General features: G+C 71.9%; 25 protein-coding genes. 13 read left to right on the top strand and 12 right to left on the bottom strand.

The genetic code is table 11. The features are described from left to right. Positions 1 to 2 precede the first annotated feature (2 nt). From OG702_RS17665 to OG702_RS17640, 6 genes are all read left to right on the top strand, one after another. Positions 3 to 980, top strand: coding sequence for an alpha-ketoacid dehydrogenase subunit beta (locus OG702_RS17665; protein ID WP_327289853.1), 978 nt, complete (start codon positions 3 to 5; stop codon positions 978 to 980). Positions 981 to 999: 19 nt separating this feature from the next. Continuing rightward, positions 1,000 to 2,394: a dihydrolipoamide acetyltransferase family protein gene (locus OG702_RS17660; RefSeq protein ID WP_327293266.1), complete on the top strand. Its 1,395-nt coding sequence runs from the start codon at positions 1,000 to 1,002 to the stop codon at positions 2,392 to 2,394. A 167-nt stretch (positions 2,395 to 2,561) separates the two neighbouring features. Then, entirely contained in the window at positions 2,562 to 2,756 is a 195-nt protein-coding gene (locus OG702_RS17655; RefSeq protein ID WP_327289852.1) for a hypothetical protein, read from the top strand. Positions 2,757 to 2,856: 100 nt separating this feature from the next. Continuing rightward, positions 2,857 to 3,528 carry a GntR family transcriptional regulator gene (locus tag OG702_RS17650; RefSeq protein WP_327289851.1) on the top strand — a complete coding sequence of 224 codons (672 nt, stop codon included), beginning with the start codon at positions 2,857 to 2,859 and terminating at the stop codon, positions 3,526 to 3,528. After that, a complete protein-coding gene (locus tag OG702_RS17645; protein ID WP_327289850.1) occupies positions 3,525 to 4,841 on the top strand; it encodes an MFS transporter in 1,317 nt (438 codons plus the stop codon). The genes OG702_RS17650 and OG702_RS17645 overlap by 4 nt, the downstream gene beginning before the upstream one ends. Positions 4,842 to 4,987: 146 nt before the next feature. After that, the gene (locus OG702_RS17640) at positions 4,988 to 6,214 is read left to right on the top strand and encodes a cytochrome P450 (protein WP_327289849.1); all 1,227 of its coding nucleotides are present in this window, start codon (positions 4,988 to 4,990) and stop codon (positions 6,212 to 6,214) included. A 14-nt stretch (positions 6,215 to 6,228) separates the two neighbouring features. Here the strand turns inward: OG702_RS17640 and OG702_RS17635 are convergent, their stop codons facing one another. From OG702_RS17635 to OG702_RS17610, 6 genes are all read right to left on the bottom strand, one after another. Then, positions 6,229 to 7,476 (bottom strand): cytochrome P450, encoded by a 1,248-nt coding sequence (locus OG702_RS17635; RefSeq protein ID WP_442814455.1) that lies wholly within the window; start codon positions 7,474 to 7,476, stop codon positions 6,229 to 6,231. Continuing rightward, positions 7,473 to 8,081 (bottom strand): GTP-binding protein, encoded by a 609-nt coding sequence (locus OG702_RS17630; protein ID WP_327289848.1) that lies wholly within the window; start codon positions 8,079 to 8,081, stop codon positions 7,473 to 7,475. Before OG702_RS17630 ends, OG702_RS17635 begins: the two co-directional genes overlap by 4 nt. Beyond that, the gene (locus OG702_RS17625) at positions 8,062 to 8,439 is read right to left on the bottom strand and encodes a DUF742 domain-containing protein (protein ID WP_327289847.1); all 378 of its coding nucleotides are present in this window, start codon (positions 8,437 to 8,439) and stop codon (positions 8,062 to 8,064) included. The genes OG702_RS17630 and OG702_RS17625 overlap by 20 nt, the downstream gene beginning before the upstream one ends. Continuing rightward, on the bottom strand, positions 8,436 to 8,888 hold the full coding sequence (locus OG702_RS17620; protein ID WP_327289846.1) for a roadblock/LC7 domain-containing protein: 453 nt from the start codon (positions 8,886 to 8,888) through the stop codon (positions 8,436 to 8,438). The genes OG702_RS17625 and OG702_RS17620 overlap by 4 nt, the downstream gene beginning before the upstream one ends. After that, positions 8,885 to 10,384 carry an ATP-binding protein gene (locus tag OG702_RS17615; RefSeq protein WP_327289845.1) on the bottom strand — a complete coding sequence of 500 codons (1,500 nt, stop codon included), beginning with the start codon at positions 10,382 to 10,384 and terminating at the stop codon, positions 8,885 to 8,887. Before OG702_RS17615 ends, OG702_RS17620 begins: the two co-directional genes overlap by 4 nt. A 353-nt stretch (positions 10,385 to 10,737) precedes the next feature. After that, complete coding sequence (locus OG702_RS17610) at positions 10,738 to 11,562, bottom strand: maleylpyruvate isomerase family mycothiol-dependent enzyme (protein ID WP_327289844.1); 825 nt, start codon at positions 11,560 to 11,562, stop codon at positions 10,738 to 10,740. A gap of 134 nt (positions 11,563 to 11,696) precedes the next feature. Between OG702_RS17610 and OG702_RS17605 the strand changes: the two genes are divergently transcribed. Beyond that, positions 11,697 to 12,503 (top strand): carbon-nitrogen family hydrolase, encoded by an 807-nt coding sequence (locus OG702_RS17605; RefSeq protein WP_327289843.1) that lies wholly within the window; start codon positions 11,697 to 11,699, stop codon positions 12,501 to 12,503. 172 nt (positions 12,504 to 12,675) lie between these two features. On the opposite strand, the gene OG702_RS17600 is transcribed toward OG702_RS17605, so the two are convergent. Then, complete coding sequence (locus OG702_RS17600) at positions 12,676 to 13,161, bottom strand: LURP-one-related/scramblase family protein (protein WP_327289842.1); 486 nt, start codon at positions 13,159 to 13,161, stop codon at positions 12,676 to 12,678. A gap of 40 nt (positions 13,162 to 13,201) precedes the next feature. On the opposite strand from OG702_RS17600, the gene OG702_RS17595 reads away from it, so the two are divergent. After that, complete coding sequence (locus OG702_RS17595; RefSeq protein ID WP_327289841.1) at positions 13,202 to 15,037, top strand: NHL domain-containing thioredoxin family protein; 1,836 nt, start codon at positions 13,202 to 13,204, stop codon at positions 15,035 to 15,037. Here OG702_RS17595 and OG702_RS17590 read toward each other — a convergent pair. From OG702_RS17590 to OG702_RS17580, 3 genes are all read right to left on the bottom strand, one after another. Next, the gene (locus tag OG702_RS17590; protein ID WP_327289840.1) at positions 15,031 to 15,267 is read right to left on the bottom strand and encodes a hypothetical protein; all 237 of its coding nucleotides are present in this window, start codon (positions 15,265 to 15,267) and stop codon (positions 15,031 to 15,033) included. The genes OG702_RS17595 and OG702_RS17590 overlap by 7 nt on opposite strands. Before the next feature lie 70 nt (positions 15,268 to 15,337). After that, complete coding sequence (locus OG702_RS17585; RefSeq protein WP_327289839.1) at positions 15,338 to 16,633, bottom strand: M18 family aminopeptidase; 1,296 nt, start codon at positions 16,631 to 16,633, stop codon at positions 15,338 to 15,340. Positions 16,634 to 16,703: 70 nt separating this feature from the next. Further along, a complete protein-coding gene (locus OG702_RS17580; RefSeq protein WP_327289838.1) occupies positions 16,704 to 18,530 on the bottom strand; it encodes an acyl-CoA dehydrogenase in 1,827 nt (608 codons plus the stop codon). A 189-nt stretch (positions 18,531 to 18,719) separates the two neighbouring features. Here OG702_RS17580 and OG702_RS17575 point away from each other — a divergent pair, with 189 nt between their 5' ends. After that, positions 18,720 to 19,163 (top strand): SseB family protein, encoded by a 444-nt coding sequence (locus tag OG702_RS17575; RefSeq protein ID WP_442814453.1) that lies wholly within the window; start codon positions 18,720 to 18,722, stop codon positions 19,161 to 19,163. Between the two features lie 137 nt (positions 19,164 to 19,300). Next, entirely contained in the window at positions 19,301 to 20,263 is a 963-nt protein-coding gene (locus OG702_RS17570; protein WP_327289836.1) for a pirin family protein, read from the top strand. A gap of 154 nt (positions 20,264 to 20,417) precedes the next feature. On the opposite strand, the gene OG702_RS17565 is transcribed toward OG702_RS17570, so the two are convergent. Both OG702_RS17565 and OG702_RS17560 read right to left on the bottom strand, forming a co-directional pair. Beyond that, entirely contained in the window at positions 20,418 to 20,609 is a 192-nt protein-coding gene (locus tag OG702_RS17565) for a hypothetical protein (protein WP_327289835.1), read from the bottom strand. Positions 20,610 to 20,620: 11 nt separating this feature from the next. Further along, positions 20,621 to 21,472, bottom strand: a complete 852-nt coding sequence (locus tag OG702_RS17560) for a helix-turn-helix domain-containing protein (RefSeq protein WP_327289834.1) — start codon at positions 21,470 to 21,472, stop codon at positions 20,621 to 20,623. Positions 21,473 to 21,713: 241 nt separating this feature from the next. On the opposite strand from OG702_RS17560, the gene OG702_RS17555 reads away from it, so the two are divergent. Genes OG702_RS17555 through OG702_RS17545 form a run of 3 tightly spaced genes read left to right on the top strand, consistent with a single transcriptional unit; the run spans position 21,714 to position 22,830 of the window. Beyond that, the gene (locus tag OG702_RS17555) at positions 21,714 to 22,124 is read left to right on the top strand and encodes an ATP-binding protein (RefSeq protein WP_327289833.1); all 411 of its coding nucleotides are present in this window, start codon (positions 21,714 to 21,716) and stop codon (positions 22,122 to 22,124) included. 38 nt (positions 22,125 to 22,162) lie between these two features. Then, on the top strand, positions 22,163 to 22,438 hold the full coding sequence (locus OG702_RS17550; protein WP_327289832.1) for a hypothetical protein: 276 nt from the start codon (positions 22,163 to 22,165) through the stop codon (positions 22,436 to 22,438). Continuing rightward, complete coding sequence (locus OG702_RS17545) at positions 22,435 to 22,830, top strand: type II toxin-antitoxin system VapC family toxin (protein WP_327289831.1); 396 nt, start codon at positions 22,435 to 22,437, stop codon at positions 22,828 to 22,830. Before OG702_RS17550 ends, OG702_RS17545 begins: the two co-directional genes overlap by 4 nt. Positions 22,831 to 22,872 lie beyond the last annotated feature (42 nt).

The raw sequence follows: 22,872 nt of genomic DNA, 5'->3' as shown, positions 1-22,872 counted from the left end.
TCATGACCCAGACGATGGCAGTGGCCAAGGCCCTCAACGAATCCCTGCGCAAGGCGCTGGAGAACGACCCCAAGGTCCTCATCATGGGCGAGGACGTCGGAAAGCTCGGCGGCGTCTTCCGTATCACCGACGGCCTGCACAAGGACTTCGGCGAGGGGCGGGTCATCGACACCCCGCTCGCCGAGTCGGGCATCGTCGGTACGGCGATCGGGCTGGCGCTGCGCGGCTACCGCCCGGTGGTGGAGATCCAGTTCGACGGCTTCGTCTTCCCCGCGTACGACCAGATCGTCACGCAGCTGGCCAAGATGCACGCCCGCGCGCTCGGCAAGATCAAGCTGCCGGTCGTCATCCGCATCCCCTACGGCGGCGGCATCGGCGCGGTCGAGCACCACAGCGAGTCGCCCGAGGCGCTTTTCGCGCACATCCCCGGGCTCAAGGTCGTCTCGCCTTCCAACGCCTCCGACGCCTACTGGATGCTGCAGCAGGCCATCGAGTGCGACGACCCGGTCATCTTCTTCGAGCCGAAGCGGCGCTACTGGGACAAGGGCGAGGTCGACGTCTCCGCGCTGCCCGGCGACCTGCACCAGGCGGTCATCGCCCAGCCGGGCACGGACGTGACGCTCGCGGCGTACGGCCCGATGGTGAAGGTGTGCCTGGAGGCGGCGGCCGCGGCCGCCAACGAGGGCCGTAGCCTGGAGGTCGTGGACCTCCGCTCGCTCTCGCCGATCGACTTCGACACGATCCAGGCGTCGGTGCGGCGGACCGGCCGGCTGGTCGTCGTGCACGAGGCCCCGGTCTTCTACGGCGCGGGCGCCGAGATCGCAGCCCGGATCGCCGAGCGCTGCTTCTACCACCTTGAGGCGCCTGTACTGCGGGTCGGCGGCTTCCACGCCCCCTACCCGCCGGCCCGCCTGGAGGAGGAGTACCTGCCGGGCCTGGACCGCGTACTCGACGCCGTCGACCGCGCGCTGGCGTACTGAGGAGAGGGTTGTGACGACCATGACCGCACAGGCGCAGCGCTTCCGGGAGTTCCGGATGCCGGACGTCGGCGAAGGCCTCACCGAGGCGGAGATCCTCAAGTGGTACGTGGCGGTGGGCGACACCGTCACCGACGGGCAGGTGATCTGCGAGGTCGAGACGGCCAAGGCGGCCGTCGAACTGCCCATCCCCTACGACGGGGTGGTCAGCGAGATCCGCTTCGACGAGGGCACGACGGTGGACGTCGGTACGCCGATCATCGTGGTGGACGCCGGTGCAGGCACCCGGGAGGGCGACGCGCCCGCACCCGCGGAGACCGTGCCCGCGCCGGCCGCACCCGTGGAGGCGCCGCAGCCGGCCGCCAAGCGGCAGGCGGTGCTGGTGGGTTACGGGGTCGCGCCGTCCTCGACGACCCGCAGGCCGCGCAAGCAGGCGGCGCCGCCGGTCAACGGCACGGCTCCGGCCGCGCCCCCGGCCGGGGCGCCCGCCCCGGCCCCGGCGCAGGTGCCCGCCCCGGCCACCACACCGGTCAGGGCCGAACGGCCGCTGGCCAAGCCGCCGGTGCGCAAGCTCGCCAAGGAGCTGGGCATCGACCTGGCCACCGTCGTGCCGACCGGCCCGAACGGCGTGGTGACCCGGGAGGACATCCGGGCCGCGGCCGCGCCCCCGGCGACGCTCCCGGCGGCCGCCCCTGCCGTCGAGGCGGTGCCCGGCGCGCGTGAGACGCGCACCCCGATCAAGGGTGTGCGCAAGGCCACCGCGCAGGCGATGGTGGCCAGCGCATTCACGGCTCCGCACGTCACGGAGTTCGTGACCTTCGACATCACCAGGACGATGAAACTGGTCCAGGAGCTGAAGGAGGACCGCGCCTTCACCGGCCTCAAGGTCAGCCCGCTGCTGCTGGTGGCCAAGGCACTGCTGGTGGCGATCCGCCGCCACCCCCAGGTCAACTCCGCCTGGGACGAGGCGGCGCAGGAGATCGTCCAGAAGGCGTACGTCAACCTGGGCATCGCCGCGGCGACCCCGCGCGGGCTGATCGTGCCCAACATCAAGGACGCCCAGGACAGGACGCTGCCCGAACTGGCGTCCGCGCTGGGCGACCTGGTCGCCACCGCACGCGAGGGCAGGACCTCGCCGGCCGACATGCAGGGGGGCACCGTCACCATCACCAACGTCGGCGTCTTCGGCGTCGACACCGGCACGCCCATCCTGAATCCCGGGGAGTCCGCGATCCTCGCCTTCGGCGCGGTCAAGCTCCAGCCGTGGGTGCACAAGGGCAAGGTCAAGCCGCGCCATGTCACCACCCTCGCGCTCTCCTTCGACCACCGGCTGGTCGACGGCGAGCTGGGCTCCAAGGTCCTGGCGGACGTGGCCGCGATCCTGGAACAGCCCAAGCGGCTGATCACCTGGGCGTGAGGCGCAGGTCGTAACGCGTAAGGCACAGGCAGGCACAGGCACAGGCGCGGTCACCCGCACCCAGCGCCGCCCCCCCGCAGCGGGGGCTCCCGGTGGACAAACGTCCGGGAGCCCCCGCTCCTGCGTGTTTCCCGCGCATCGCGGCCGAATTGTGCTGCTATCGCCCTATGGTCGTCTCTGTCTCCGTCGTCCTGCTGCTGATCGTCATCGCGGCACTGCTGATGCACAACAAGAACCTCAAGGTCAGCCACGCCCTCGTGTGCGGCCTGCTCGGCTTCTGCCTGGCCGGCACCAGCCTGGCCCCCACGATCCAGTCCACCGTCGCCTCGACCGCCGACCTGGTCAGCACGATCCGCCCGTAGCGCCGTAGCGCCCTAGCCAGCGGGCTGGTCGGCGGCCCGGCGTCCGCACTGCGGGACAGCATGCCGGATGGTGACCTGTTGCATCTATGATGTGCGCATCATGGATGCAGCAGCCGTCGCGACCCCGGTCGCCGTCAAGTCGCCGCCCGCCGCCGAGCGGGTCTATCTGCATGTCAAGGCGGGGGTGCTTGACCGCAGTTACGAAGGCGGGACGCTGCTCACCGAGGGGGATCTGGCCGACGCCGTCGGGGTGTCGCGCACGCCGGTGCGCGAGGCGCTGCTGCGGCTGGAGGCGGAAGGGCTGCTCAAGCTCTATCCGAAGAAGGGCGCCCTGGTGCTGCCGGTCTCCGCGCAGGAGATCGCCGACGTCGTCGAGACCCGGCTGCTGGTGGAGCAGCACGCGGTCGCCAAGCTGGTGGGCGCGCTGCCCGGGCGGCTGGTCGCCCGGCTGGAGGAGCTGCTCGCCGAGCAGCGCGGGCACGCGGCCGCCGGGGACCTGGCGGCCTTCGCGGTCGCCGACCGCACCTTCCACGCGGAGATCGTGGGCGCGGCCGGCAACCGTATCCTCGCCCAGCTCTACGACCAGCTGCGGGACCGCCAGCTGCGGATGGGCGTGGCCACCATGCACGCCGAGCCCAGCCGCGTGGCCATGAACATCGCCGAGCACACCGCGATCCTGGACGCGCTGCGCCACGGCGGCGCGCGGCAGGCGGAGGCCGCCGTGCGCCGGCACCTGTCGCGGGTCGGCGTCCTGGCCCGGGGCGAGTCGTGACGGCGAAGGCACTGCCGGGCGACCCGCCGGGCGGCCGGCGGGCCGTCCTGGTCTGGGGCGTCGGCACCCTGGTCTACCTGGTGGCGGTGGTGCACCGCACCAGCCTCGGCGTGGCCGGCATCGACGCCGCCGACCGCTTCCACATCGGGGCCTCGGCCCTCTCGTCGTTCTCGATCCTCCAGGTGCTGGTCTACGCGGGGATGCAGATACCCGTCGGCCTGATGGTGGACCGGCTCGGCACCAAGCGGGTGCTGATGCTGGGGGCGGTGCTCTTCACCAGCGGGCAGCTGGCCTTCGCGCTGTCGCACTCGTACGGCATGGCGCTGGCCGCCCGGGCGGTGCTGGGCTGTGGCGACGCGATGACCTTCGTGAGCGTGCTGCGGCTGGGCTCGCGCTGGTTCCCGGCCCGCCGCGGGCCGATGGTCGCGCAGGGGGCCGCGCTGTTCGGGGTGGCGGGCAACCTGGTCTCGACGGTCGCGCTGTCCCGGCTGCTGCACTCGGCGGGCTGGACGCCGACCTTCCTGGGCACGGCGATCGGCGGCGCCTTCGTGCTGCTGCTGGTGGCGCTGTTCCTCAAGGACCACCCCGAGGGCTTCGAGCCCGCGCCGGCCGAACACGCAGGACTGGCCTACGTGCGGCGGCAGATCGCCGCGTCCTGGGCCGAGCCGGGGACCCGGCTGGGGATGTGGACGCACTTCACCACGCAGTTCTCCGGCATGGTCTTCCTGCTGCTGTGGGGGCTGCCCTACCTGGTGGAGGACCAGGGGCTCTCGCGCGGCACCGCGGGCAGCCTGCTGACGCTGGTGGTGCTGGCCAACATGGTCTTCGGGATGGTCTTCGGCCAGCTGATCTCCCGCCACCACGGGGCCAGGATGCCGCTGACGCTGGGTGTGATCGCGGCGACCGCGGGGATCTGGGCGGCGGTGCTCGGCTGGCCCGGCGGGCAGGACCCGGTGTGGCTGCTGATACTGCTGTGCGTGGTGCTGGGCGCCTGCGGCCCCGGCTCGATGATCGGCTTCGACTTCGCCCGCCCGGCCAACCCGCCGGAGCGCTTCGGTACGGCGTCCGGCATCGTCAACATCGGCGGCTTCACGGCCTCGATGCTCACCCTGCTGGCGGTCGGGGTGCTGCTGGACGCCACCGGCGACAACTACCGGGTGGCGTGGAGCAGCGTCTTCGTCCTCCAGGCGGTCGGGACCGCGCAGATACTGCGGCTGCGGCGGCACAGCGAGCGTCTGGAGCGCGAGCGCATCGCGGTCAGCCGGGTGGAGAGCGTGCACCGCTCCTCGGCCGCCGCGGTCAGCGGAGAGTGAGCGGCGGGCTCAGCGGGGAGTGAGCGGCGGGCACGTCACGGGCGTGGGAGCCGCGGGCACGTCACGGGCGGCAGCGGGCGCTATGCCCTTTTGGGTGACAACTCGCTAATCTCACCGATGAGTTGACGTCATCGCGAGGGAGCGCCATGAGCTCTGCGCACGCGGCACCCGACATCCTGTCGGCCGAATTCGCGGCCGACCCCTACAGCGCCTACCGGATCCTGCGCGCGGACCACCCGCTGGTCCGGCACGAGGCCACCGACAGCTACCTCGTCTCGCGGTACGAGGACGTGGAGCGCGCCTTCAAGGACCCGGTCTTCACCAGCGACAACTACGACTGGCAGATCGCCCCCGTGCACGGCAGGACGATCCTGCAGATGGACGGCAGGGAGCACTCCGTACGCCGGGCGCTGGTCGCCCCGGCCTTCCGCGGCCGGGAGTTGCAGGAGAAGTTCCTGCCGGTCATCGAACGCAACGCCGCCGAGCTGATCGACGGCTTCCGTACGGCGGGACGCGCCGACCTGGTCGCGGACTTCGCCACCCGCTTCCCGATCAACGTCATCGTCGACATGCTCGGCCTCGACCGCTCCGACCACGACCGCTTCCACGGCTGGTACACCGCGATCATCGCCTTCCTGAGCAACCTCAGCCAGGACCCCGAGGTCACCGCAGCGGGGCTGCGTACCCGCGAGGAGCTGGCGGCGTACATGATCCCGGTGATCCAGGAGCGGCGGGCGCACCCCGGGGACGACCTGCTCTCGACGCTGTGCACGGCCGAGATCGACGGCGTGACGATGTCCGACGAGGACGTGAAGGCCTTCGTCAGCCTGCTGCTCGCGGCGGGCGGCGAGACCACCGACAAGGCGGTCGCGGGCGTCTTCCGCAACCTGCTGGCGAACCCCGAGCAGTTGGCGGCCGTACGCGCGGACCGCTCGCTGATCCCGGCGGCCTTCGCCGAGACGCTGCGCTTCAGCCCGCCGGTGCACATGATCATGCGGCAGCCGTCGCGTGACGTGACCCTGAGCGGCGGTACGGTGCCGGCCGGTTCCACGGTGACGTGCCTGATCGGCGCGGCCAACCGCGACCCGGCGCGCTACGCCGACCCGGACACCTACGACGTCCACCGCCAGGACCTGACCACCGCGAACGCCTTCTCGGCCGCCGCCGACCACCTGGCCTTCGCGCTCGGGCGGCACTTCTGCGTGGGCGCGCTGCTGGCCAAGGCGGAGATCGAGGTCGGCGTCGGCCAACTGCTGGACGCCATGCCGGATGTGGCACCGGACGACGGCGAACAGGCCGTCGAGCAGGGTGTCTTCACCCGCGGCCCGGGGACGCTGCCGGTGCGCTTCACGCCTGCGCCGCAGGCCGCCTGAGGGGGCGGGCCGGCTCACAACGCGGTGAACCGCACCGGCAACTGGGCAGGACCGCGCATCCACACCGAGGGGCGCCACACCAGTTGGCCGGCCGGCACCGACAGCGCCAGGTCGGGCAGCCGGTCGAGCAGCACCTCCACCGCCGCCCGGGAGATCACCTCGGCCATCTCCGGGGCCGGGGCCGGGCAGCGGTGCTCGCCGTGGCTGAACGACAGATGCGCCTGGTTGCCGGTCGAGCCCGCGGTGAAGTCCGGGCGCACCTGCGGGTCGGTGTTGGCGGCGGCCAGGCCCAGCACCACGCAGTCGCCCTTGGCGATCCGCCGCCCGGCCAGCGTGGTGTCCCTGGCGGCCCACCGGCCGATGAAGTTCTGCGTCGGGGTGTCCGCCCACAGCACCTCGTTGAGCGCCTGGCCGACGTTGCGGCGGCCGCCGGAGAGCGTCACCGCGAAGCGGTCGTCGGTGAGCATCAACCGCAGGGTGTTGCCGATCCAGTTGGAGGTGGGCTGCTGCCCCGCCGCCATGATGGAGATCATGTCCTGGATGATCTCCTCGTCCGCCAGCCCCGCCGGGTGCCGCAGCAGGCGGGACGGCACATCGGGTCCTGGGGCCTCCCGGCCGCGGTCGAGCAGCATCTCCATCGTGGCGTGGATGCGCTGGTAGGCGTCCACCGCGCCGGGACCGTCGTCCAGGGAGGCGGCCATGTCCGCCTCCAGGGTGCCGGTCTCGTCCTCGTCCAGGCCGAACAGGCCGGCCACTACCCGCAGCGGGACCTGCCCGGCGTAGTCGGCCATCAGCTCGGCGTGCCCGGCGCCCGCGAAGCCGTCGACCAGCCGGTCGCCCACCGCCTCGGCGGCGACCCGCAGTTCGTACTGGTCGACCGTGTCCAGCACGTCGGTGATCGCCCCGGAGCGGCGCCGGTGGTCGGCGCCCTCGGTGAAGAGCACCGAGGCGGTGTGCATCACGTAGGGCAGCAGCGGCCAGTCCGGCGGGATGCGGTCCCAGGCGTGCCAGCGGCGCGAATCGCGGGCGAAGATCTCCGGGTTGGCGGTGACGTAGTGCAACTCGCGGTAGCCGAGCACCAGCCAGGCCGGGATGTCGTCGTCCAGCAGGACCGGCGCGACCGGGCCGTGCGCGCGGCGCAGCCGCCGGTAGAGGTCGGCGGGGTCGGACTCGAAGTCCAGCGAGCGCATCGGCACCGCCGTCTCCGCCGCGGCGGGCGGGGCTGCGGCCGGCGGGGCGGGGTGGTCCTGGTGGGTGGTCACGGCGTGGTCTCCCGGGCGTACGACAGGGTGTGCAGATGGGTGACGAGGGCGGTCAGCACCTCGACGCCGGAGTCGCGCCTGCGCGCGTCGCAGTCGATCAGCGGCACGCCGGGCGGCAGCGACAGCGCCTCCCGCAGCTGCTCCAGCGTGTGGTCGGGCTCCCCGAAGTTGTTGCGGGCCACGACGAAGGGCAGCCCGTGGTGTTCGAGGCGGTCGATCGAGTACCAGCAGTCGGCGACGTGGCGGGTGTCGACCAGCACGACGGCGCCGAGGGTGCCGGAGAACAGCCGCTCCCACAGGAACCAGAAGCGTTTCTGCCCGGGGGCGCCGAACAGGTACAGCACCATCTCGTCGTCCAGGGTGATCCGCCCGAAGTCGAAGGCGACGGTGGTGGTGGTCTTGTCGGTCGAGCTCTTCAGCTCGTCCACCCCCACGCTCGCCTGCGTCATCGTCTCCTCGGTGCTCAGCGGGCGGATCTCGCTGACCGAGCCGACCAGGGTGGTCTTGCCGACCCCGAAGCCGCCCACGACGACGATCTTCAGGCCGTCGGCGGCGGTGGCCCGCAGCGGCGGGGTGTCCACCGGCTCAGAGCTTCTGGAGCGCAAGGAGCACCTTCTTCAACGTGTCGCGGGGCGGGAGCTGGGAGCCGCGGCCGGCCGAGCGGGGGTGCCGTGCGGTGATGCCGCCGGAGTCCAGCAGGTCGCAGAGCAGGATCTTGACCACGCCGACCGGCATGGCCAGATGCGAGGACAGCTCGACCACGGCCACCGGGCGGCGGCACAGCTCCAGGATCCTGATGTGCTCGGACTGCATGCCGCGGGCCGGTTCGCCCTCGCTGACCACCAGGGTCACCAGGTCGAAGGAGTCCTCGTGGGTGCGGGACCTGCCGCCGGTGACCACGTACAGCCGGTCCGGCTCGCCGCTGTCCACCGGACCCCGGCCCGGGTCCCCGGCCCGGCTCATGCCGGCTGCCGCCCGCCGGGCAGCCGCGCCGACGGCAGGTCGGGCCCGTCGCCGGTGCCGCGCGGGTCGGCGCGCAGGTAGCTGCCGATCTGCTCGACCAGCTCGTTCATGGTGTGCCCGACGATCCCCGGGTCGGCCCCGTCGTCGCCGATCACCGCCAGATGCGCGCCCTCGCCCGCCTCGACGATGAAGAGGATGCCGCCGTGGAATTCGGTCATCGACTGCCTGACCCCGCCGCTGCCGTCCCCGAACTCCATCGAGGCGCCGTGCGACAGGCTCTGGATGCCGGACGCGATGGCGGCGAGCTGGTCGGCGCGGTCCGCGCTCAGGCCCGACGACAGGCACAGCTTGAGGCCGTCCCTGGACAGCACCAGCGCGTGCCGGGCGCCCGGGGTCCTCGCCAGCAGATTCTCCAGCAGCCAGTCCAGGCTGCGGTCGGTCGTGGTCATCTGTCGGTGTCCTGTCCTGTGTGCGGTTCTCCGAGTGCGGCCCGGCGGAAGGCGCGGAAGCGCTCACCTGACGTGGCCCTGGACTGCGCGTCCCGCTCCGCGGCGGCCGCGGAGCGGGGCCGTGCGGCCGCGGCGATGAGGTCCAGATGCCCGGACTCGGCCAGCGTCCGGCCCCTGGTCCGCTTGGGCAGCGGCGGCGCGGCGGCGCGTACGCCCTCCACGTGCCCGTCCCCGTCGGTCACGCGGTCGGTACGCCCGGCGTCCGCGTCCCCCGCGGCCGTACGCGCGGGTTCCGTACGCGCTTCCGTACGCGCCGGCGGCAGCGCGGCGCGGGCGCGGTCGTGGCCCCAGGCGTTCTGGGCGGGCAGCGGCGGCCAGTCCTCGCGGGGCCGGGTGATCAGCTTCGGCGGGATCAGCACCACCACGCCCGTGCCGCCCCGCGAGGAGGGACGGAAGGACACCGTCAGGCCGTACTTGCGGGCCAGGCAGCCCACCACCGCGAGCCCGAAGCGGGTCCCCGACAGGTCACGCAGGTCCAGCGGCGCGGCCGACACCAGCCTCTCGGCCCGCAGCAGCGTGGAGGGCGGCATCTCCAGGCCGCCGTCCTCGACGGTGACGACGACACCGGTGTGCGTCTCCTGCACGTACACGTGCACCTCCTCGGTCGGCGGCGAGAAGATGGTCGCGTTGTCCATGATCTCGGCGAGGGCGTGCATGACGCCCTCGGCCGCGTAACCGGCGACCGCCGCGGTGGAGGCGGAGTGCAGCCGCACCCGGCGGTATTCGTTGATCCGGCCCAGCGCGCCGCGCAGGATGCTCTCCATCACGATCGGCCGGGTCCAGCGGCGGCCCGAGCGGGACCCGGTGATCACCGCGATGCTGTCCGCCATCCGCCCCGCCTGCGAGGTCTGGTGGTCGATCAGCAGCAGGTCGCCGAGCACCTCCTCGCCGTGCCGCATCTGCATGTCGCGCAGGTCGGCGAGCATGCTGGTGGTCAGCGCCTGCACCCGGCTCGCGGTGTTCGCGCAGGCCGCCATGACCGCGGCCCGCATCCGCTCGCTGGCGCCGACCTCGCCGACCAGCGCCTCAAGCAGCCGCTGGTGGGCGGCACCTGGCGTGCGCTCCAGCCTGGCGAGCACCGTCGGCGCCGACTTGCCCGAGCGCAGCTGCTCGGCCGCCGCGGGCAGGATCACCTCGGTCAACCGGTCCGCCGCGTCCTCCAGCGCCGCCGCCCGCGCCGTCTCGGCCGCCAGGCCCGCCCGCAGGGCGGTCTCCCGGTCGTTCGCCGCCCGCGCCGCGTCCGCGGCCAGCCCGGCCCTGGCGGTCTCCGCCGCCAGCCGGTCTGCCGTCCGCGACCAGACGCCGGCCAGCGCGACCACCGCGCCGAGCAGCAGCGCCGCCGCGGCCGCCAGCACGCCGACGGTGGGCCGGTCGACGGCCGCGGTACGCGACACCGCCCAGCCGCCGGCCGCGGCGACCGCGAGGGTGGCGGCCACCGGCGGACCGTGGACCGGCCACACCGGCGCTCTGCGGGGCGGGCCCGCGAGCGGGGGAGGAGGCGGGGGTGACGGGGGCTGCGCTGCGGCTGACATCGATAGCTACCTCGTGGCGGTGGCCGGCAGCCGGCCGCCTGCCGTGAGCCGTGGGGGCGGAGGGGGGAGAAGGGCCGGCGGAAAGCGGAGCATTCCCCGGGACGCGAGAGTCGTGAGGGATTTCCGCGCTCTGCACCCTACTCGCCGAAGTCGCCCGATTCACACCGCTCTTGACGATCCGTCGGTTATATGCAAAGGGCCGGTGCCGGCGGGTTCGCACCCGCCGCCACCGGCCCTCCCACGGTCCCGGGACCGCCTCAGCGCGTCACCGCGATGTGCTGCAGGATCGTCTCGGCCAGCGCCGTGTCGCCCTCGATCTTGAGCCGGTCGGCGACCGCCGCGGGCCGCACCCGGCCGGTCAGCAGCCGCAGGAAGGTCTCCCAGTCCAGGGCGAAGGTCACCGCGGGGCCCAGGGAGACCGCCGAGTCGATGGACCCGCGGCCCTCGGCGTTGACCCGCACCGTCCGCATGAACTCCAGCGGCCCGTGCACGTCGAAGACCACCGCGGCCCCGGCCTTGGCACCCGCGTCGTGCGCGACCAGCTTCGGCAGCGAGCGCAGCAGGTGGTCACGGGCCAGCACGGCCTCGGCGGACGCCAGGTTGCCCGGCGTGTCCAGGGCCCTGCGCAGGTCCTGCTCGTGCACCCATACGTCAAAGACGCGCGCCCACAACTGCTCCTCAAGGGTGACCTCGCCGCCGCCGATCGCCCGTACCTCCGCGTCCGGCTGCCGTGTCTCGTTGCGCAGCTGCCGCGACCTGCGGATGATCGTGTACTCCAGCTCCGAGGTCATCTCGGGGGCGGTGTGGTGCCGCCGGATGTCGACCGGCACCTCGGTGTAGCGCGCGGCCTCGCTGGTGATGTGCCGGAGATCGCTGGGAAGTGTGTGGATCGGGCGCGGATCGCCGAGCAGCTCGCACTCGAAGCCGATGATGTGGGACACGATGTCGCGCACCGACCAGTAGGGGCACTCCGTGGGGCGGTTCCACTCCCCCTCGGCCAGTGGGGTCACCAGTTCGTTGATGGACTCTATGGAGTGGGTCCAGGCGTCGATATACGGCTGGAGCTTGCTGTGGACGGTCACGGGACCCCTCGACGGATCGGTGCGCGGTCGTGGTGGTTGGCGCCTAAGTTACGCTGCGCGCGGGCGCCCACGCAGTGCTTTCGAGTGACGATGGTAGGCCCGGCTTGACGACCCAACGTATGGGCGGTGTCCAGGTGCGCGCAACGCTTCTCCAGATCGAGGTCGACCCGGCCGAGACCACCGCCGACCGGCGGCGCCGTGCGGCTGCCCTCGTCCGCGCCCAGGCGGGCGCGGATCTTGTCGTGCTGCCCGAATTGTGGCCGGTCGGCGCCTTCGCCTCGGACGACTTCGCGGCCGGCGCCGAGCGGGTCGACGGCGGTCCCACCGCCGAGGCGATGAGCGCTGCCGCGCGGGACGCGGGGGTGTGGCTGCACGCCGGTTCGATCGTCGAACGCGAGCCGTGGCCCGACGGGCCGCTCTACAACACCTCGCTGCTCTTCGCGCCGGACGGGACGCTGCACGCCGCCTATCGCAAGATCCACCGCTTCGGCTTCGACCGCGGTGAGGCGGTGCTCATGGCGGGGGGCTCGCGGATCGTCGCCGCGCGGCTGCCGCACGGCGTGCTCGGCCTCGCGACCTGCTACGACCTGCGCTTTCCCGAGCAGTTCCGGCTGCTGGTCGACGAGGGCGCCGAGATGCTGGTCATCCCGGCGGGGTGGCCCGCGCGACGGCTCGCGCACTGGCGGGTGCTGGTGCAGGCGCGGGCGGTGGAGAACCAGGCCTACGTGCTCGCGTGCGGGACCGCGGGGACGCACGCGGGGGTGCCGCAGGCCGGCCACAGCATGGTCGTCGACCCCTGGGGGGCCGTCCTCGCCGAGGCCGGCGACGCCGAGGAGGTCCTCACCGTCGACCTCGACCCGGGCAGGGTCGCCGCGACCCGCACGGATTTTCCGGTACTCCGCGACCGCGTCCTCGGCGTCGCTCCCCTGCGGGAGGCGTAGCGCGCGCCTGGGGGGTGCCACTCGCGGTGGCCCTCGCATCCTGCGCTGCGTGGCGAACTGCGCGCGCAACCACGACGCTGGGAAAGACGCACCGCCACCACACGTGGCACCCCCCTGGGCGGCGGCCACCGCACGTGGCACCGCCCGGGGGGTCTGGCGAACCCCCGGAGGGCTAGTCCTCCTCCACGACCAGGCGGTCGACGCAGATGGCGATCGCGATGAGCATCGCGGCGTCCGCGTCGGGCCGTTCGATGTCGATCGCGTACGCGTCGCGGAGGGAGAACCAGCGGCGCGAGATGCGGGCGAGGCGCTCCCCCTCGTACTCGATGTCGAACTCCTTGCCGATGAGGTCGCCGCGGATCTCCAGCTCCTCGCCGGAGGCGAGGTGGGCGCGGTAGGCCTCGTGCAGCAGGGTGAGCCGCTTCTTGCGGACGGTGACCAGGACGTCGCCGTCCCGCTCGATCGTCATCGCGTCCCGCACGGAGATCAGCTTCTTGTGGATGACGACGAGCACCGCACCTGACGGGTCCTGGAGCTCCAGGGTCTCCCTGACCCTGAGCGCCTTCCCGTCGACGTAGAAGGCCTTGCGGCCGTCCTCGTCCTCGATCCAGTAGTCGTCGCCGACGGCGAACATCTTCTCCCGCACTACGTATTTCATGGGGGAATGCCTACCCCTCGTGATGCTGTTGGATGGGGATATGACTGCACGTGCACGCGTCCGGGCGCCCGAGCTGATCGGCAAGGGCGGCTGGCTGAATACGGGCGAGGCCACCCCCACCCTCGCCGACCTGCGCGGATCCATCGTGATCCTGGACTTCTGGACCTTCTGCTGTGTGAACTGCCTGCATGTTCTCGACGAGCTGCGCGAGCTGGAGGAGCGGCACCGCGACACCGTGGTGATCGTTGGCGTGCACTCGCCGAAGTTCGTGCACGAGGCGGAGCACCAGGCCGTGGTCGACGCCGTCGAGCGGTACGCGGTGCACCACCCGGTGCTCGACGACCCGCAGCTGGCGACCTGGAAGCAGTACGCGGTCCGGGCGTGGCCGACGCTGGTGGTGATCGACCCGGAGGGCTACGTCGTCGCGCAGCACGCCGGCGAGGGGCACGCGCACGCGCTGGAGCGGCTGGTCACGGACCTGGAGGCCGAGCACGGGGCGAAGGGCACGCTGCGGCGCGGCGAGGGCGTGTACGTGCCGCCTGAGCCGGTGGCGACCGATCTGCGCTTCCCGGGCAAGATGCTGGCGCTGCCCGGCTCCGGGCACTACCTGGTGTCGGACTCGACGCGGCACGCCCTGGTGGAGCTGGCGGCGGACGGCCAGAGCGTCGTACGCCGGATCGGCAGCGGCGAGCGCGGCTTCGCGGACGGCGACGCGGCGACCGCGCGGTTCAGCGAGCCGCAGGGGCTGGCCCTGCTGCCCGACGGCGGCGTGATCGTCGCGGACACCGTCAACCACGCGCTGCGCAGGCTCGACCTGGACAGCGGCCGGGTCACGACGGAGGCCGGCACCGGCCGCCAGTGGTGGCAGGGGTCGCCGACCAGCGGCGAGGCGCGCGAGGTGGACCTGTCCTCGCCGTGGGACGTGGCGTGGTTCGAGGACCGGGTGTGGATCGCGATGGCCGGCGTCCACCAACTGTGGACGTACGACCCGGCGGCCGGCCGCATCGAGGTGGCGGCGGGTACCACCAACGAGGGCCTGGTCGACGGCCGCGCCGCCGACGCCTGGTTCGCGCAGCCGTCCGGGCTGGCGGCGGCCGGGAGCCGGATGTGGATCGCGGACTCCGAGACGTCGGCGCTGCGCTGGGTCGAGCGGGCCACCGAGGGCGAGGGCTACGTCATCCGTACCGCCGTCGGCACCGGCCTGTTCGACTTCGGCCACCGCGACGGCCCGGCCGGGCAGGCGCTGCTGCAGCATCCGCTCGGCGTCACCGGACTGCCGGACGGCTCGGTCGCGGTCAGCGACACGTACAACAACGCGCTGCGCCGCTACGACCCGGCCACCGGTGAGGTCAGCACGCTGGCCACCGATCTGCGCGAGCCGTCGGACGCGGCCGTGGTGGAGGGCGACATCGTCGTCGTGGAGTCGGCGGCGCACCGGCTGACCCGGCTGCACCTGCCCGAGGAGGCGGTAAGCGTCGAGGCCGTGGCGCACCGCACGCAGCGGGCCGCCACCGATGTCGCGGCCGGCGCCTTCCGGCTCGACGTGGTCTTCTCCGCGCCGGCCGGCCAGAAGCTGGACGAGCGCTACGGGCCGTCCACCCGGCTGCTGGTCAGCGCCACCCCGCCGGAACTGCTGGCGGAGGGCGCGGGCAAGGGGACGGACCTGCGTCGCGAACTGGTGCTCGACCCGTCCGTACCGGAGGGCGTCCTGCATGTCTCGGCCATGGCCGCGTCCTGCGACGACGACCCGGCCAACGAGTATCCCGCGTGCCACGTGCACCAGCAGGACTGGGGCGTCCCGGTCCGGCTGACCGACACCGGCGAGCGCCGGCTGGCCCTGGTGCTGGCCGGAATGGACGCGGCTCCGGCTCAGTAGCGCCGGTCGGTGTAGTAGCGCTCCTCGACCACGGGCGGCACGTCGCCGGCCGCGGTCGGGGGGATCCGGCGCCGCTTGAAGATGCTCACGTAGGCCGCAAGGCCGATCATGCCGACGGCCATCATGATCAGGCCGAGCAGATCCATGTTGACGCCCTTGGCGTGCCAGTCCGTCGCGAAGGTGATGACCGCGCCGACCGCGATCAGGATGATGCAGCCTCCGATACCCACAATGCCCGCCTCCAGAGGTGGAGTTCAGTGGTTCTCAGGCACCGCCTACCCGGCCACCCCCGCTGAAACGCTACGCCGTCAGGAAGCCCGCGAGCGCGGTCGCCAGATGCCCCGGGTCGTCGGCCCCGCACAGCTCGCGGGCGGAGTGCATCGACAGGATCGGCACCCCGACGTCGATGGTGGTGATGCCGTTGCGGGCCGCGGTGATCGGGCCGATCGTGGTCCCGCAGGGCATCGCGTTGCTGGACACGAAGTGCTGGTAGGGCACCCCGGCCGCGTCGCACACGGCGGCGAAGAGCGCCCGGCCGCCGCCGTCGGTGGCGTAGCGCTGGTTGACGTTGGTCTTGAGGATCGGCCCGCCGTTGGCCCGGGGGTGGTGCGTCGGGTCGTGCTTCTCGGCGTAGTTGGGGTGCACCGCGTGGCCGACGTCGGAGGAGACGCAGACGGTGCCGGCCAGGGCCCGCAGCCGGTCCTCGTAGCCGCCGCCGCGGGCGTGGACCGAGCGCTCCAGGACGTTGCCGAGCAGCGGGCCCTGCGCGCCGGTGTCGGACTCGCTGCCGTTCTCCTCGTGGTCGAACGCCGCGAGCACCGGGATGGCGTCCAGGTCGCCGGACTCCACCGCCGCCAGCAGCGCCGCCGTACAGGCGTGCACGGACAGCAGGTTGTCCAGACGCGGGGAGGCGAGCAGTTCGCGGTCCCGGCCCAGATACGCGGGGGGCTGGACGTCGTGCGTCATCAGGTCCCAGCCGGCGACGTCGTCGGGGTCCAGGCCGGCCTCGGCGGCGAGGAAGTCGACGAGGTCGCCGTCGTGGACCTCGCCGAGGCCCCACAGCGGCTGGAGGTGCCGCTGCCGGTCGAGGTTGAGCCCGTTGTCGTTGACGCCGCGGTCGAGGTGGACGGCGAGCTGCGCGACCCGCAGCAGCGGGCGGTCGACGTTGACCAGGGCGGAGGAGCCGTCGCGCAGCGACAGCCGGCCGGCCAGGCCCAGGTCTCGGTCCAGCCAGCTGTTGAGCAGCGGGCCGCCGTAGATCTCGACGGCCACCTGCCGCCAGCCGGCCGTCCCCATGTCGGGACGGGGCTTGACCCGCAGGTTGGGGGAGTCGGTGTGGGCGCCGACCACCCGGAAGGGCGTCTCGGGGCGGGCGCCCTGCGGGACGTACCAGGCGACGACGGCGCCGCCGCGCAGCACGTACTTGCCGCCGGTCTCGGCGTCCCAGGCGTCGGTCTCCGCGACCTGGCGGAATCCGGCCTTTTCCAGTCGGGCCGCGACGGTGGCGACCACGTGGTACGGGGACGGTCCTGCCTGGACGAAGGCAGCGAGGTCGTCGGTGTGGGTGCGGTCGAAGGTGCGCGGTGACGGGCTCATACCGGCCAGCATAGAAAACGCCGGGTGCCGCCACCCAGTCGGTGGCGGCACCCGGCGGGAAGAGCCGCGGTCAGAAGGCCTCTTCCGGCAGGTCCATCACGTCGAGCGTGACGGCCTCGGCCATCGCGCGCTGCACCCCCACGCCCGGCAGGATGTTCGTCGCGAAGAACTTCGCGGCGGCGACCTTGCCGGTGTAGAAGGCGGTGTCCCTGGCGGAGGCCGACGGAAGCTTGTCCAGCGCCACGCCCGCGCCGCGCAGCAGCAGATACGCGACGACCACGTCACCGGAGGCGAGCAGCAGCCGGGTGGTGTTCAGCCCGACCTTGTAGATCGAGCGGACGTCCTGCTCGGTGGCGGCCAGGTCGGTCAGCATGGTGCCGACGATCGCCTCCAGGTCGGCGGCGGCCTTGGCGAGCTGGTCGCGCGCGTCGGCGAGTTCGGCCCCGCCGGTGGCCTCGGCCAGGAACTTCTTGATCTCCTCGCTCAGCGTGGTCAGCGCCTGCCCCTGGTCGCGGACGATCTTCCGGAAGAAGTAGTCCTGCCCCTGGATCGCGGTGGTGCCCTCGTAGAGGGTGTCGATCTTGGCGTCCCTGATGTACTGCTCGATCGGGTACTCCTGCAGGTAGCCGGAGCCGCCGAAGGTCTGCAGCGACTGGGCCAGCTGCTCGTAGGACTTCTCCGAGCCGTAGCCCTTGACGATCGGCAGCAGCAGGTCGTTGAGCCCGTGCAGCTGGCGCGCGTCGGCGCCGGTGGCCTCGGCGACCTGGATGGCGTCCTGGACGGTGGCGGTGTAGAGGACCAGGGCGCGCATGCCCTCGGCGTACGCCTTCTGCGTCATCAGCGAGCGCCGGACGTCGGGGTGGTGGGTGATGGTGACCTTGGGCGCGGCCTTGTCCGTGAACTGCGCCAGGTCGGGGCCCTGGACGCGCTCCTTGGCGTACTCCAGCGCGTTCAGATACCCCGTCGACAGCGTCGCGATGGCCTTCGTGCCGACCATCATGCGGGCGAACTCGATGATCCGGAACATCTGCCGGATGCCGTCGTGCTTGTCGCCGATCAGCCAGCCCTTGGCGGGGTGCTTGTCGCCGAAGGTCAACTCGCAGGTGTTGGACGCCTTCAGGCCCATCTTGTGCTCGACGTTGGTCGCGAAGACGCCGTTGCGGGCGCCCAACTCGCCGGTCTCCCAGTCGAACTCGTACTTCGGCACCATGAACAGCGACAGGCCCTTGGTGCCGGGTCCGGCGCCCTCGGGGCGGGCCAGCACGTAGTGGATGATGTTCTCGGACATGTCGTGCTCGCCCGAGGTGATGAAGCGCTTGACGCCCGTTATGTGCCAGCTGCCGTCGTCCTGCCGGGCGGCCCTGGTGCGGCCGGCGCCGACGTCGGAGCCCGCGTCGGGCTCGGTGAGGACCATGGTGGAGCCCCAGCGCTTCTCGACCGCGAGCGCGGCGATCTTCTTCTGCTGCTCGGTGCCCTCGTCGTAGAGGATGCCGGCGAAGGCCGGACCCGACGAGTACATCCAGATCGCCGGGTTCGACCCGAGCACCAGTTCGGCGTAGGACCAGATCAGGGAGCGCGGCGCGGTGGTGCCGCCGATCTCCTCGGGCAGGCCGAGCCGCCAGTATTCGGCGTCCATGAAGGCCTCGTAGCTCTTCTTGAACGTCTCGGGAACCGCCGCGGTGCCGGTCCCGGGGTCGAAGACCGGCGGGTTGCGGTCGGCGTCGGCGAAGGACCCGGCCAGTTCGTTCTCCGCCAGCCGGGTCAACTCGGCCAGCACGTCCTTGGCCGTGGCGGCGTCCATGTCGGCGAACGGACCCGTGCCGTAGAGCTGGTCGCGGCCGAGCACCTCGAAGAGGTTGAACTCGATGTCGCGGAGGTTCGACTTGTAGTGGCCCATGACGACGGCTCCGTATCGCTGCTGCTGTCACACTGCTGATGTCACCCGAACGTGTATCGACATGATGCTACCCGTCAGTAATAAGAAGCAACCCCCGGCGGGTGGATGTGACGGGTTCCTCGCTCCGCGGGCGGCCGGGAGTCACCGTTCCCCGCTGGGGCCGCGCCGGTCACCGTTACGCTAGGGCCCGTGTACGGCTACGACCAGAGCGTGAATCCCGGCCAAGGCCCGGCTCCCGGCGGAGCCGCGCCCATGTCCGGCTATCCCGAGCCCTCTCCGCCGTCGCTTGCCGACGCCGTACGCGCCTTCACGACGGGCTCGCTGTCGGCCGAGGACTTCCAGGCGATCTTCGCCACCTCCAAGATCTACTGCCCGCGCGGCGAGAACCCGGGCTTCCTGGCGCTGCACGACACGCAGCAGCCGGTGATCCCGATGTTCAGCTCGCTCAAGGAGCTGCGGCGCTACGCGGGCAAGGAGTCGAAGTACTTCGTGATCACCGGCGCCGAGGTGCTCGACCTGCTGCCGACCGGCTACGGCTTCGTGATCGACATCGACGGCCAGCACCGGATGGTCTTCGACGCCAAGGCGGTCGAGCAGATGGTGGACTTCACGATGCGCCGGATGTACGGCTGAGTTCCGCACGTCCTTCCTGTTCCGTCCCCTCTCGTGCCTGATTGTCCTCATGCTGTCGGGTGAGGGAATGGTCACGCGTTGCTAGATGTTCAGCCTTCAACTACATTGGAAGCGGAACGTCCCCCAAGGAGGCCCCCATGCCCGCCGTGACCGTAGAGAACCCGTTGACCCTGCCGCGCGTCACCGCACCCGCCGACGGCCGACCCCGCAAGGCCCTGGCCGTCAGCACCGCGCCCAGCGGGTTCGAAGGGGAGGGCTTCCCGGTCCGCCGCGCCTTCGCCGGCATCGACTACCGCCACCTCGACCCGTTCATCATGATGGACCAGATGGGCGAAGTGGACTACGCGGCCGGCGAGCCCAAGGGCACTCCCTGGCACCCGCACCGCGGCTTCGAGACCGTGACGTACATCATGGACGGCACCTTCATCCACCAGGACTCGCACGGCGGCGGCGGCACCATCACCAACGGCGACACCCAGTGGATGACCGCCGGGTCCGGGCTGCTGCACATCGAGACCCCGCCGGAGTCCCTGGTGCTCAGCGGCGGCCTCTTCCACGGCCTCCAGCTGTGGGTCAACCTCCCCAAGGCCGACAAGATGATGCCCCCGAAGTACCAGGACATCAGGGCCGGCGGCCTGAAGCTGCTCACCTCCGCGGACGGCGGCGCCCTCATCCGGCTGATCGCCGGCGACCTCGGCGGCCACGTCGGCCCCGGCTCCACCCACACGCCGATCACCATGACCCACGTGTCCCTCAACGCCGGCGCCTCGGTCACCCTCCCCTGGCGCGCCGACTTCAACGCCCTCGCCTACGGCCTGGCCGGCACCGGCTTCGCCGGCCCGCAGTCCCGCCCCTTCGCCATGGGCCAGGCCGTCGTCTTCGGCGACGGCGACACCCTGACGATCCGCGCCGCCGAGACGCAGGACTCCCGCTCGGCGAACTTCGAGTTCGTCCTGCTCGGCGGACTCCCCATCCGCGAGCCGATGATGCAGTACGGCCCGTTCGTGATGAACACCCACGCGGAGCTGGCCCAGGCCTTCGACGACTTCCAGGCGGGCCGCCTGGGCACGATCCCGGCGGACTCGCCCTACGGTCAGTGAGGAGCCGCTAGCCGCGGCGGACGGCGTCGATGGCGCTCAGCGCCGCGGCTTCGCGGGCGTCCGGCTGGGGCGGCGCGTCACACCATGGACCGGTCAGGCGCGGAAGCACGGCCGCGCTGGCCGATTCGGGATGAGCCGGCGACCACCGCCAGGGTCAGAGGAGGTGGTCGGCCTTGCCGGCCTTGATGTCGGTGATGAGGGTGCGGAGTGCTTCGCGGGTGTCGGTGAGGTAGTTGGCCTCGTCGCCGCTTACGGCGATGTAGGCCTTGCCGTCGGTGTCGGTGCCTATGCGGAAGCAGTTGCTTGCGTCCTGGCAGAACGGTGCTTCCCAGGTGATGTCCGGCAAGGTGAACTCTCCTAGAGCTGGGACGCGATGGAGTGCATGAGGTTGAGCGTCTTCTCCGGCGGGAGGGAAATGCGCTGCATCGCGTCGAGTTGCAGTCGGTACTTGCACAAGTGCGCCTCGGCGTGGACGAATTCCCCGACCGTGATGCGATCCGCCAGGGCGGTGTCCAGGCGGGGCACCGGGGCGCGGGCGTACAGGATGGACTGGCCCGAGCCGGGGAAGGCGCCGGCGGAGAACGGGATGGCCTGAACGGTGACGTTGTCGCGTTCTGCGGCGGCCATGAGATGGGCGAGTTGGTCGCGCAGCACCGCGCGTCCGCCAACTTCGGTCCGCAACGCCCCCTCGTGTACGACGAGTTCGTACGGAGGCGCGTCCGGGCGGTCGATCGCCTGATGGCGTTGCACGCGGTGGGCAACCCTGGCCTCCACCTCTGCCTCGGGCAGCGGCGGGATGGCGGCGCGGAATAGGGCGCGCGCATAGGCCTCGGTCTGGAACTGGCCGGGCATGTGCGTCATGGTGCTGACCCGCAGGCCCCGGGCGTGCCACTCCATTTCGGCGATGTCGAGGAACGTCAGGGGCAGGATGCCCCGGAAGTCCTCCCACCAGCCCTGCGCGCGGTCGCCGCACATCGCGACGAGTGCGCCGATCAGTTCCTGGTCGGTGCAGTCGTAGACGAAGGCGATCCGACGTACCCGCTCGGGGCTGATCCCGTGGCGTCCGGCCTCGGTGCTGGAGATGACGGTCCGCTTGGTGTCCAGCAGGCCGGCGGCCTGCTCGGTGGAGAGCCCGGCGTCTTCGCGCAGCCTGCGAAGCTCCGCGCCCAGGCGCTGCTGGCGTGCGCTCGGATTGCTCCTCGGCGGCATGGAAATCCTCTCCTCCCGGCTCAGTCTGCCGTGCGGCGGGAAGTCGGGTCCAATGACAGTCGCAGAAGCGGTAGCACGTGTACTCCCGATGCTCTAGCGTTAGTACCGCGCTACTACGCAGCGCGATGCCGGAAGCGCACCGCGTGAGCGCGCCCGTCCGCCCTGGGGCGGGTGCGTTCGCGCCCAGGGCGGCATGCCACCGGCGGCACCGGAACAGCTCACCCTCGCAACGGAGTTCGCCATGCCTGACATCCCGATCGTGCCCGCCGTCTGGCGGTTTCCCGCGCATCCTGCCTCCGTGGGGCAGGCGCGGCATGCCGTTGCCGAAGCCCTGGCCTATGGGCCGGCGTCCCGGCTGGGGGCCGAGCTGGGGCTGATCACCAGCGAGCTGGTCACCAACGCCGTCCGGTACGGCACGTGCGCCGAGGATCTGGTCGAGCTCGTGCTGTGGCCCGCCGACGGGCACTACTGGCTCGCCGTCTCCGACCCGGGTGCGGTCAGGCCCGCCGTCGACCGCAGGCCGCCGCCGGACGCCGAGTCCGGGCGCGGGCTGCTGCTGGTGGACACGCTCGCCGCCGCGTGGGCGGTGGTCCCCCGGGCGCACCGGGGGAAGTCCGTGGTCGCCGGGCTGGCGCTCGGGCACGGCGGATGACGCCGTCGGCCACATCGAATGCATGTAAAGTTGCATGCATGGTGGCTCTCCAGATTCGGGACGTCCCGGACGACCTGCGCGACAAGCTCGCGGCGATCGCGGGTGAACGTGGGCAGTCTTTGCAGGCATACCTCTTCGACGTGATCAAGGACGAGGTCCGGCGCCGGGACAACCTGGCCGTGCTCCAGCGCTTCAGCGGCACGTCCTATGGCACGTCGCTCACGAACCGCGACGTGCTGGACGTGCTGTCCGGCGAACGGAGCGGGCGCGACCGTCGGCTTGGGACTCCGGACGTACCGGAGGTGCCAGAGTGATCGTGGTCGACGCCTCGGTCTTCGCCTTCGCTCTGCTGGACGAGGGCACGACCGGCGACCGGTGCAGGGCGGCGCTGGCCGCCGACGACCGGTGGATCGCTCCACAGCACTGGAGCGTCGAGGTCCTGTCGGTTGTCCGCGGGAACCTGCTCGGCGGCAAGATCTCCGCCAGCCATGCCGCGGATGCCGTCGCGGCCCTTTGCCAATGGGACCCGGAGGTCCCCCTCACCCGCGTCCTGCTGCCGCGCATGTGGGAACTGCGGGCGAATCTCACCGCATACGACGCTGCCTACGTGGCGGCGGCAGAGGTGTACGAGTGCACCTTGCTGACCGCCGACGCCCGCCTGTCCTGTGCGTCCGGCATCCGCTGCTCCGTCGACGTGCTGGCCTGAGGTCGCGTGGGCGGTGGTCCCCCGGGCGCACCGGGGGAAGTC

This window comes from Streptomyces sp. NBC_01198, from assembly GCF_036010485.1.
In the GTDB taxonomy this organism is placed as follows: Bacteria; Actinomycetota; Actinomycetes; order Streptomycetales; family Streptomycetaceae; genus Actinacidiphila.
This window is presented reverse-complemented; position numbering and strand designations above follow the sequence as displayed.

Bases quoted from the DNA above. Each gene is read 5' to 3' on its own strand.
- OG702_RS17550 (WP_327289832.1), top strand. From the start codon at position 22,163: ATGGTGGCTCTCCAGATTCGGGACGTCCCGGACGACCTGCGCGACAAG.
- OG702_RS17560 (WP_327289834.1), bottom strand. From the start codon at position 21,472: ATGCCGCCGAGGAGCAATCCGAGCGCACGCCAGCAGCGCCTGGGCGCG.
- OG702_RS17650 (WP_327289851.1), top strand. From the start codon at position 2,857: ATGGATGCAGCAGCCGTCGCGACCCCGGTCGCCGTCAAGTCGCCGCCC.
- OG702_RS17640 (WP_327289849.1), top strand. From the start codon at position 4,988: ATGAGCTCTGCGCACGCGGCACCCGACATCCTGTCGGCCGAATTCGCG.
- OG702_RS17555 (WP_327289833.1), top strand. From the start codon at position 21,714: ATGCCTGACATCCCGATCGTGCCCGCCGTCTGGCGGTTTCCCGCGCAT.
- OG702_RS17625 (WP_327289847.1), bottom strand. From the start codon at position 8,439: ATGAGCCGGGCCGGGGACCCGGGCCGGGGTCCGGTGGACAGCGGCGAG.
- OG702_RS17600 (WP_327289842.1), bottom strand. From the start codon at position 13,161: ATGAAATACGTAGTGCGGGAGAAGATGTTCGCCGTCGGCGACGACTAC.
- OG702_RS17595 (WP_327289841.1), top strand. From the start codon at position 13,202: ATGACTGCACGTGCACGCGTCCGGGCGCCCGAGCTGATCGGCAAGGGC.
- OG702_RS17620 (WP_327289846.1), bottom strand. From the start codon at position 8,888: ATGACCACGACCGACCGCAGCCTGGACTGGCTGCTGGAGAATCTGCTG.
- OG702_RS17665 (WP_327289853.1), top strand. From the start codon at position 3: ATGACCCAGACGATGGCAGTGGCCAAGGCCCTCAACGAATCCCTGCGC.
- OG702_RS17585 (WP_327289839.1), bottom strand. From the start codon at position 16,633: ATGAGCCCGTCACCGCGCACCTTCGACCGCACCCACACCGACGACCTC.
- OG702_RS17580 (WP_327289838.1), bottom strand. From the start codon at position 18,530: ATGGGCCACTACAAGTCGAACCTCCGCGACATCGAGTTCAACCTCTTC.
- OG702_RS17655 (WP_327289852.1), top strand. From the start codon at position 2,562: ATGGTCGTCTCTGTCTCCGTCGTCCTGCTGCTGATCGTCATCGCGGCA.
- OG702_RS17570 (WP_327289836.1), top strand. From the start codon at position 19,301: ATGCCCGCCGTGACCGTAGAGAACCCGTTGACCCTGCCGCGCGTCACC.
- OG702_RS17660 (WP_327293266.1), top strand. From the start codon at position 1,000: ATGACCGCACAGGCGCAGCGCTTCCGGGAGTTCCGGATGCCGGACGTC.